The sequence below is a fragment of the Micromonospora sp. SL4-19 genome (assembly GCF_047921475.1).
Classification (GTDB): Bacteria; Actinomycetota; Actinomycetes; order Mycobacteriales; family Micromonosporaceae; genus Micromonospora.
This window is the reverse complement of the sequence record NZ_JBLROB010000049.1, coordinates 20,132-27,763: the sequence shown is the minus strand read 5'-3', so window position 1 is coordinate 27,763 and position 7,632 is coordinate 20,132. Positions and strand designations below refer to the sequence as shown.

Here is a 7,632-nt window from a genome sequence, read left to right as displayed (position 1 = left end):
ACTCGAGGTGGAGGTTGCCCAGGGTGTGTGGCGGCAGCCTAAATCCGCGAACGTCTATAATTATCGTGTGACATGTCACAGTTCGATAAACCCCAGGCGTTGGCCCGGGGCGGCTCGTGCTCGTGCGGGTGTCGGGCATGGACGGTGTGGACCGCCGCGGAAAGTTCCGTGATCTTTGCCGTACTGGCTCAATTCCGGCCGTGGGAAGTCGCATCAACCAGGGAGTAGCCGACACCTCGTGCCGACTCCACCGCGACGGTCGCCTCCGCCTCCCGAAGTTTGCCGCGTAGCCGCTTGACGGTGGACCGGACGGCCGACGCGTCGTCGAGGTAATCCGCTCCCCACACCCGCTCGTAGAGTTGCCGATAGGTCCAGACACGCAGGGGCGGGCTGGCCAGCGCGGCGAGCACGTCTCGCTCCAGGCGGGTCAGGGGAAGGGCGCGGCCGGCCCAGCTGACTTGTTGCCGCTGCTGGTCCACCACCAGCCGCCCCAGCGCCACCGCACCCGTTTCCGGGCCGGCGGACGCGGTCGTGTCGTCGAACAGCACGGCGCGGACCGCCTGCAGGTGGGGAAACATCAGTACGACACCGTGGCCGCTCATGAGCCGAGCCAACTGAGCGCGCTTGCTGCGGCTGGCGGTCACACACAGTATGACCGGCTGTTCGTCGAAATCCCCCGCCGGACTGCTCATGGGAGAAGGAAAGCAACTTGCAGTACGCCGGTCAATATCAACCGGTTGCCTGTTCAGAGCCGCGACTCCTTGTTGAACCGATTTTGACCCATTCCTGCCCCGCTCCTGTGCTTGAGAGAAGATCGAGATCCATCGACGATGATCGCGGGACGCCGCTCACCAGCGGTTGCTCGTCCCGCACCCTCGGTGACCGGCCACTGTTGGTCGCCGTCAGCTAGGAGGTTCGTCGTCAGATGCGCAAATCGCGAAGAGGACTGCTGAGATCGGGCCCGGTCGCCGTCGTGGCCGCCGCCACTCTCCTCCTTGGCGCCCTACCAGCGGCCGCCAAGCCCGTCGAGCCGGGGCGCGCCGCACCCGCAGCCGCGAAGGCTGAAGTGCGCCAAGCCGCCAAACACGACCTTTCTCAAAAACTGCGCGACACCGCTCCGAAAAACAAGAGCGGACAGGGATCGACAACCGCGGCACAGCCGGCTCGATCACTGGAGCGGCAAGCGACCGCCAAGTCCGACACCGCGGGCAGCGACGTCGTCCAGCGCGGCTTCACCGCCACCCAGGTACCTGAATTCACCGCCAACTTCGAGGGCGTCGGCAACATCGACGGCGTGCTGCCCCCGGACCCCAACGGCGACGTGGGGCCCAACCACTACGTGCAGATGGTGAACCTGCACTACGCCGTCTACAGCAAGACCGGCAACCTGCTGCTCGGACCGCTGCCCGCCAACGCGATCTGGTCCGGCTTCGGCGGGCCCTGCGAGACCCGCAACGACGGCGACCCCATCGTTCTCTACGACGAGAGCGCCGACCGGTGGATGGTCACCCAGTTCGCCCTGCCCGGCGGGTCCGCTGGCAACCACCAGTGCATGGCGATCTCCCAGACCCCGGACCCGACCGGCGCCTACTACCGGTACGACTTCCTCTACCACCAGACCCGGATGAACGACTACCCCAAGTACGGGATCTGGCCGGACGCCTACTACATGACGACCAACGAGTTCGCCCCGTCGTTCGTCGGCGCGGGTGCGGTGGCGTTCGAGCGGGAGAAGATGCTGGCCGGCCAACCGGCCCGGATGGTCTACTTCCACCTTGGACCGGACTTCGGCGGCCTGTTGCCCGCCGACGCCGAGGGCCTCGCCCCGCCGGCCGGGGCGCCGAACCCGTTCGTCATGTTCGACGACGACGCATGGGGCGTCTCACCCACCGACCGGCTCCTGATGTGGGACTTCAAGCTCGACTGGGCCAACCCCGCGAACTCCACATTCGGCAACAACCTCGCCCCGAGCCGCCATCTGGAGACCGCACCGTTCGACTCCAACATGTGCAACTACGCCCGCACCTGCGTCCCCCAGCAGGGCACCTCGGCGCGGTTGGACGCCATCTCGGACCGGTTGATGTACCGGGCCGCGTACCGCAACTTCGGCGACCACGCCTCCATGGTGCTGAACCACACCGTGGACGCCGACGGCACCGATCACGCCGGCGTGCGCTGGTACGAGTTGCAGAGCACCTCGCCCACCAACTGGCGGATCAACCAGCAGGGCACCTACGCCCCCGACGGCGAGCACCGCTGGATGGCCAGCGGCGCGATCGACGTCTCCGGCAACATCGCCTTCGGCTACTCGGCGTCGGGAACCACCGCCTACCCGTCGATCCGGATGGCCGGCCGGCTCGCCGGCGACCCGCTCGGCCAACTCGGGCAGAGCGAGCGCACGCTGATCGCCGGCAAGGGAGCGCAGACCCACTCGGCGGCCCGCTGGGGTGACTACAGCTCGATGTCGGTGGATCCGACCGACGGCTGCACCTTCTGGTTCACCACCGAGTACATGGCCGCCACCAGCTCCGCCTCCTGGCAGACCCGGGTCGGCGCGATGAAGTTCCCCAACTGTGTCGCCGGGCCGCGCGGTGAGGTGACCGGCAAGGTCGCCAAGTCCGGTGGCGCACCGATCGCCGGCGCCTCGGTCAGCGTCGGGAACAGCGGCACCATCACCGACGACCAGGGCGGCTACAAGCTGACCCTGCCGGCCGGGCAGCACGAGCTGACTGCGTCCGCGTTCGGCTACACGTCGAAGACCCAGGCGGTCACCGTCACCGACGGTGGCACGGTCGCGGCGAACTTCACCCTCGACGCGGTGCCGGTGCGCAAGGTCACCGGTGTGGTGAAGGACGGCTCCGGCCACGGCTGGCCGTTGTACGCGCGCATCGACGTGGCCGGCCGGCCGGGCGGCCCGCTGTTCACCGACCCGGTCACCGGCGCGTACTCGGTGGACCTGCCGGCCGGCGAGTACGGGCTCACCGTCAAGGCGATGTACCCGGCCTACCAGCAGGGCACCGCGCAGATCACCGTCGGTGACGGCGACCAGGTGAAGAACCTCGACCTCGCCGTCGAGAACACCTGCACCGCCGCCGGCTACCAGTTCAAGTACGGCGACCCGCTGTTCACCGAGCAGTTCGAGTCGGGGACGACCCCGCAGGGCTGGAACGTGGTGAACCGCACCGTCAACGGCGGCTGGACGTTCACCGACCCGAAGAACCGGGGCAACCTCACCGGCGGCACCGGCAACTACGCGATCGTGGACACCGACGCGGCCGGTTCCGGCAAGCCCGTCGATTCCGACCTGATCACCCCGTCGCTGGACCTGACCGCCGTGTCGTCGCCGGTGCTGCGGTTCAACAGCGACTACCGGGCGCTCAACGGTCTTGCCGACGTCGATGTCAGCGTCGACGGCGGCGCCACCTGGGTCACCGCCTCCCACTGGACCACCACCAGCCGGCGCGGCCCGGTCCTTGAGGAAGTGCCGCTCCCGCAAGCCGGCGGGAAGGCCGACGTCCGGATCCGGTTCCACCACCAGGCCACCTGGGCGTGGTGGTGGGAGATCGACAACGTCTCCCTCGTCAACCGGGGCTGCGACCCGATCCCCGGCGGACTCGTGCTCGGCCGGGCAGTTGACGGCAACACCTCGACCGGCCTGAACGGCGCCACCGTGACCAGCGTCGACAAGCCGGCCGAGAAGGCCACCACCGCAGCGACGCCGGACGATCCCAACCTCGGCGGCGGCTTCTACTGGATGTTCTCCACCCTGACCGGTGAGCACCCGTTCACGGCGGCGAGCAACGGCTACGGGTCGGTCACCAACACGGTGAACGTGGCGGCCGACCGCACCAACCGCGCCGACTTCCGCCTCAAGGCCGGCCGGCTGAGCATCACGCCGCCGTCGCTGACCAGTAGCCCGACGCTGGGGCAGAAGACAACGGTGCAGACCACCATCACCAACACCGGCAACGCGCCGGCCACCGTCGACCTGTCCGAGCGGCGCGGCGGCTTCGAGATCCTCGGACCCCGCGGCGCTCCGCTGCAGAACCACCGGGTCAAGGGCAACGGCACCTCGATCGCCTGGCGCGGCGACAGCCAGCCCGGTGACCCGATGGAGCCGTCACCCAACGCACCGCCGTGGATCAACACCGCCAACTACCCGACCGCGGTGATGGACAACGCCGTGGCCGCGTACGACGGCAAGGTGTACTCGGTCGGCGGGGCCTCCGCCACCGCCAACCTCGCCAACAGCTACGTCTACGACCCGGCCACCAACGTGTGGACCCGGATCGCCGACCTGCCGGTGGCGCTGGAGAAGCCGGCGGCGACGTTCGTCGACGGCAAGCTGTACGTGTTCGGCGGCTGGGACCCGGCCGGCAACCCGTCCAACAAGGTCCACGTCTACGACCCGGCCACCAATGCCTGGCAGACCCGAGCCTCGACCAACCCGGCGCCGCGGGCCGCGCCTGGCATCGCCATGGCCGACGGCCAGATCTACCTCGTCGGCGGCTGCACGGACGGCAATTGCGCCAAGTCCAACGCGGTCGTGCGGTACAACCCGGGCGCGGACAGCTTCACCACGGTTGCGCCGTACCCGGTCGCGGTGGCCTGGCAGGGCTGCGGCGGGATCAACGGCACCGTGTACTGCGCCGGCGGCAACGGGCCGACGACGCTGAAGAGCACCTACGGCTACAACCCGGGTACCAACACCTGGACCCAGCTGGCCGACCTGCCGGTCGACTTCTGGGGCGTGGCCGCCGACGCCGCCAACGGCATGCTGCTGCTGTCTACCGGCGTCATCAACAACTCCACCATTGTCACCAACCAGGGCTGGGCGTACGACCCGGCGGCCAACTCCTGGTCGGCGCTGCCCAATGCCAACCAGGCCCGCTACCGGGCCGGCGCGGCGTGCGGGTTCGTGAAGGTCGGTGGATCGACCGGTGGCTTCACCCCGACGCCGGAAAGCGAAATGCTGCCCGGCTTCGACCAGTGCGCTGCCGTCACCGACGTTCCGTGGCTGTCGGCGATCCCGACCACGGCGACCCTGCAGCCGGGACAGAGCGTCAAGGTGACCGTCAGCCTCGACGCCACCTCGGCGGCGGACGTGAGCCAGCCCGGCACGTACACCGCGCAGCTCGGGGTCAAGTCCAACACCCCGTACGCGGTAGACCCGATCGACGTGACGATGGTGGTGCAGCCGCCCAAGGACTGGGGCAAGCTGGCCGGCACCGTCACCGGGATCGACTGCCAGGGCAATAGGGCCCCGCTGCGGGGCGCCACGGTCCAGGTCACCGGAAAGGACTCCTGGACGTTCACGCTGGAGGCCGACGCCAACGGCAACTACGCCATCTGGGCGCCCGCGGGCGCCAACCCGACCCAGGTGATCGCGGCCTTGGACGGGTGGATCCCACAGGCCCAGAAGGTGAACATCAAGGCGGGCAAGACGGTGACCACCGACTTCGCCCTCCGACGTACCAAGTGTTGACCGACAGCTGAGACAAACCGGGCCCGCGCCGACCTGATCGGCGCGGGCCCGGCCCGTTGCTTCACGCGATCGCACTGGCGGTCCTCGTCGAAGAGTCCGACGGGACCGGTCGCATGCTAGACGAGGTGCTCACGTAACTGCAGTCCATGGACGGCCAGGGCCGAAAACCAAATTCGCGCCGGAGCCTCTTGCCATTTAGTTAGGTTCGCTTACAGTTAGGGCGGTCGCTGGTCTTCCCCCGGAGGTTCGCATGCGCCATAGGTTCGTTTGGCGAGTCTGCGTCGCCGCTGTTTCGGTTAGCGCGCTTCTGCCGTCCGCGGCGGCGCCGGCGGTCGCTGAGCCGCAGGGCCCGATCGGCGCGGTGAACGGTGGTGGGCCCGGGCATTCGGGTGACGCCGGGTTCCGTGGCAAGATCATCAGCATGATCCGGCACATGACCCTCGAGGAGAAGGTCGGGCAACTGTTCGTCGTCGAGGTGTACGGCCAGGACGCCAACGCCGTTTCCCCGGCCATGGCGGCCAGAAACCGGGCGCTGTACGGTGTCGACACCCCGGCCCAGGTCATCGACAAGTACAAGCCGGGCGGGGTCATCTACTTCGACTCCAGGCGCGGGCCCGACAACGTGCGAAACCCGCAGCAGATCGCCACGCTGTCCAACGGACTACAGGCAGCTGCTGTCCGCCAGCGGCAACCGGTTCCGCTGCTCATCTCCACGGACCAGGAGGGTGGCGCCGTCGTCTTCCGGCTCGTCGCACCGGCCACGGAGATGCCCGGCAACATGGCCCTCGGCGCGGGACGATCGGCGGCCGACGCGCACCGCTCGGCCGAGGTGATCGGCGCCGAGTTGGCGGCCGTCGGGATCAACCAGAACTATGCACCGGTCGCTGATGTCAACGTCAACCCGGCCAACCCCGTCATCGGCGTGCGATCGGTCGGTGAAGACCCCACTCTGGTGTCCGAGATAGTGGCTGCCCAGGTGGCCGGCTACCACGACGGCGGTGTGGCCACGGTTGCCAAGCACTTCCCGGGGCACGGTGACACTGCCACGGACAGCCATTTCGGCCTACCGGAGGTCACCCACACCCGCGCTCAGCTCGAGGCGATCGACCTGCCGCCGTTCCGGGCTGCGATCGCCCAAGGCGTCGACACGATCATGACGGCGCACGTCGTGCTCCGGTCGGTTGATTCCAGCGGCGCACCGGCGACGATGTCCGCGCCCATCCTCACCGGGCTGCTACGCGAGGAACTGGACTACGACGGGCTCATCGTCACCGACGCCCTCGACATGCAAGGGGCGACGAGCACGTATCCGCCGAACGTCGCGCCGGTCGAGGCGTTCAAGGCCGGCGCCGACCAGCTCGTACTGGCGCCGCAGATGGACGTCGCCTACACGTCGGTGCTCAACGCCGTCCGCAACGGCGAGATCTCCACGCGGCGCCTTGACGATTCGGTCTACCGGATTCTGCGGCTGAAGATGAAAAGGGGGCTGTTCGACCATCCGTTCGTCGACGTCGAGCTGGCGGACAAGGTCGTCGGCGCGCCCGACCACCTCGCCGACGCGCAACTCATCACCGACCACACCACGACGCTCGTCAAGAACGACGCCGGCGTGCTGCCGCTCACTCGTGACCCGCGGAAGGTTCTCGTGACCGGCTGGGGCGTGACGACGACGAGCACGCTCGGCAGCGCGATCGGCCGACGTGGGCAGACGGTCACGATCGCGGAGACCGGCACGACACCCAGCCAGACCAGGATCAACCAGGTGGTCACCGAAGCCGCTCGCAGCGACCTCGTGGTGGTATCGACGATGAACGCGGCCAGTGTCAACCCCGACACGGGGCTGCCCACCGCGTCGGCCGCCGCTCAGCAGGCCCTGGTCAAAGCGCTGCTCGCGACGGGGAAGCCGGTCGTCGTTTCCGGAATGCGCAACCCCTATGACGTCTCGTATCTCACCGCGGCGCCAACCTACCTCGTCACCTACGGCTACACGGCCGCCTCGATGGAGTCGCTGACCCGCGTGCTGTTCGGGGAGGTCAACCCCGTCGGCAAACTGCCCGTCACGATCCCGCGCGCGAACGGTTCGGGCGCCCTGTACCCCTTCGGACACGGGCTCAGCTACGGCGGCTGACCGGCGGACGTAGGGGTCG

The 7,632-nt window shown here is 68.5% G+C and carries 3 protein-coding genes; 2 read left to right on the top strand and 1 reads right to left on the bottom strand.

Features of this window, described 5'->3' with window-relative positions:
• Positions 1 to 188 precede the first annotated feature (188 nt).
• Positions 189 to 692 (bottom strand): winged helix-turn-helix domain-containing protein, encoded by a 504-nt coding sequence (locus ACNAVT_RS30655; protein ID WP_416301361.1) that lies wholly within the window; start codon positions 690 to 692, stop codon positions 189 to 191.
• A gap of 374 nt (positions 693 to 1,066) precedes the next feature.
• Between ACNAVT_RS30655 and ACNAVT_RS30650 the strand changes: the two genes are divergently transcribed.
• Together ACNAVT_RS30650 and ACNAVT_RS30645 are read left to right on the top strand one after the other, a co-directional pair.
• A complete protein-coding gene (locus tag ACNAVT_RS30650) occupies positions 1,067 to 5,485 on the top strand; it encodes a carboxypeptidase regulatory-like domain-containing protein (RefSeq protein ID WP_416301359.1) in 4,419 nt (1,472 codons plus the stop codon).
• A gap of 433 nt (positions 5,486 to 5,918) precedes the next feature.
• Positions 5,919 to 7,613 carry a glycoside hydrolase family 3 protein gene (locus ACNAVT_RS30645; protein ID WP_416301357.1) on the top strand — a complete coding sequence of 565 codons (1,695 nt, stop codon included), beginning with the start codon at positions 5,919 to 5,921 and terminating at the stop codon, positions 7,611 to 7,613.
• Positions 7,614 to 7,632: the final 19 nt, after the last annotated feature.